1 protein-coding gene and 3 pseudogenes are annotated in these 1,976 nt (G+C 66.4%); 2 read left to right on the top strand and 2 right to left on the bottom strand.

Features of this window, described 5'->3' with window-relative positions:
- A pseudogene (locus tag AB0C78_RS50710) lies at positions 1 to 270 on the top strand (IS630 family transposase); the annotation flags it as partial.
- A 281-nt stretch (positions 271 to 551) separates the two neighbouring features.
- On the opposite strand, the pseudogene AB0C78_RS50705 reads toward AB0C78_RS50710, so the two are convergent.
- Positions 552 to 845: pseudogene (locus AB0C78_RS50705) on the bottom strand (FtsX-like permease family protein); the annotation flags it as partial.
- On the opposite strand from AB0C78_RS50705, the pseudogene AB0C78_RS50700 reads away from it, so the two are divergent.
- Positions 836 to 1,133, top strand: a pseudogene (locus tag AB0C78_RS50700) (IS481 family transposase); the annotation flags it as partial. The pseudogenes AB0C78_RS50705 and AB0C78_RS50700 sit on opposite strands and share 10 nt — an antisense overlap.
- Here AB0C78_RS50700 and AB0C78_RS50695 read toward each other — a convergent pair.
- Positions 1,120 to 1,533 carry a hypothetical protein gene (locus tag AB0C78_RS50695; RefSeq protein WP_360763031.1) on the bottom strand — a complete coding sequence of 138 codons (414 nt, stop codon included), beginning with the start codon at positions 1,531 to 1,533 and terminating at the stop codon, positions 1,120 to 1,122. The pseudogene AB0C78_RS50700 and the gene AB0C78_RS50695 sit on opposite strands and share 14 nt — an antisense overlap.
- Between the last annotated feature and the right edge of the window lie 443 nt (positions 1,534 to 1,976).

The raw sequence follows: 1,976 nt of genomic DNA, 5'->3' as shown, positions 1-1,976 counted from the left end.
TGGCCGGCCCGCCACCCCCGCTTCCACGTGCACTTCACCCCGACCGGATCGTCCTGGCTCAACCAGCTCGAGCGCTGGTTCGCCTACCTCACCACCCAGCTCACCCAACGCGGCGTCCACAAAAGCGTCCACGCCCTCCAAGCCGACGTCCGGGCCTGGGTCCAGCAGTGGAACACCAACCCCAAACCATTCATATGGACCAAAACCGCCGAAGAGATCCTCGACTCCCTCGCCCGATATCTACAACGGATTTCAGGCGCAGAACACTAGCGACCCCAAGAAACTGACCGTGCACGTCGACGCTGCGGACGCCTCATACCCCCTCGCCATCGGCGTCGTCTACGCCTGCGCACCCAGCCCGACCTACCCCTGAAACCGTTCTGAATCGACGGTGGCCAAGGGGAGGAAGACCTGAGACCCGGGGGCGCAGGGCAGGCAGGTCGCGTAGCGCGGCAGGGTGTGGACGGAGCGACCCCCGGGCCCGTCTTGCACGGGGCCCGGGGGAGTGTCTGCGGCCAGGGTGCCCGCCGGAGACGGGCGCCGGGGCGCGGTCAGTTGGCCGCGATGGACTCGACGATGGAGGTGCGGGCGGCGCGGCGGGCCGGCAGGACGGTGGCGAGCATCCCGGCGGCTCCGGCCAGTGCGATGAAGCCCGCGATCTGCGGGTAGGGGACCGCGAACACCGTGCCGTCGGCCATCGACCGGGTCGCCGCCCAGCCGTAGAGCACGCCGAGAGCGACCCCGGGGAACGCGCCGATCAACAGCGCCTCCACCGACAGCATCCGACGCAGCTGGCGGCGGGTGAGGCCGAGGGCGCGCAGCAGCGCCGCATCAGATTCGCGCGTCCCGCGCAAGTGAGCGCCGCTATGAGGCCGGCGCGCCCGGCGACATGATCCACATTCGACGTCAAGGAGCTCGGCCAGATCCCCTACGGCGGCGGCTGGAGGATCCACGGCCGCAGCGAACCCGTGCGCGGCCGCGGCATCGGCTTCGACGTCGTCCACACCGCCATCGACGACCACACCCGCCTGGCCTACGCCGAAGTACTGCCCGATGAGAAGGGCACCACCTGTGCGGCGTCCCTGACCCGGGCGGCGGCGTACTTCGCCGCCCACGGCATCACCCGCATCCAGGGTCTGGGCTTACGCCGCAGAAGCCATCGTTATAGAATGTCACTTTCCACCAGCTTCCCCCGTCGCCGTCGGCAGTAAGGGTAACGGTGGTGTTCTCATTCAGATTCCGGCCCCCGGAGGCGGTGCTGTCCTCGTAGGTGCCCGTGCCCCGGTCGGCCGTGAGCGTGAAGGTGGGTTCGCCGCCGGGGCCGTCGTCGACCGTGACCCGAGCCGCATGACCGTTCGCGAGCGTGTCGGCCACCCGGATGACGTCGTTGTCCTCCTGAACGTAGAGCTTCATGTTGCTGTTCCACCAGGTGTGGTCCCAGGAGTAAGCGGAGGCCCCGCCTGCGGTCGCCAGGATGGTGGCAGTAGCGAGAGCCGTCGCGCCCGCGATAATGCGATCAATCCGAATCTTCAAAGGATGTTCCTTTCGGCGCAATGAGAGGCAGCAGTTTGAGTGAGTGCTGAGTCTCAGTCCGTGCAGACTCTCTGCCTGCGTCTTGTTCGTTGGACTTTCGTCCGAACCACGGTCAGACGTGGCTAGGAAAGAACTGTCCGCCCGTGCCTGTCCCTGGCAACCGAACAGGCTGAGATTGTGATTCGACCGTTATCGGAGTGTCTAGGGTGCCGCCGCCCCGCCGTGCCGTGATAAACCTGTCGTCTGCGTCTTAAGACGTCGTCTCATTTGGTGAGTTGGCGGTGGCGGACCTCCGATGGCGCTAAGAGGTCATAGCAAAATGTGCATGTTGCGTAACATGTAGTGATCGGTGTGGTGTGGGTGGGTGCGTAAGGGCGAGCAACCCCCGTGGATCGTGCCACGACAGTCTGGGGGAGCGGATCGAGCCGCTGTTGCCGAAGGTG

Source organism: Actinomadura sp. NPDC048394, from assembly GCF_040651755.1.
Classification (GTDB): Bacteria; Actinomycetota; Actinomycetes; order Streptosporangiales; family Streptosporangiaceae; genus Spirillospora; species Spirillospora montaniterrae.
Note: the sequence above shows the minus strand (reverse complement) of the source record. Positions and strands in the feature narration are given on the sequence as shown.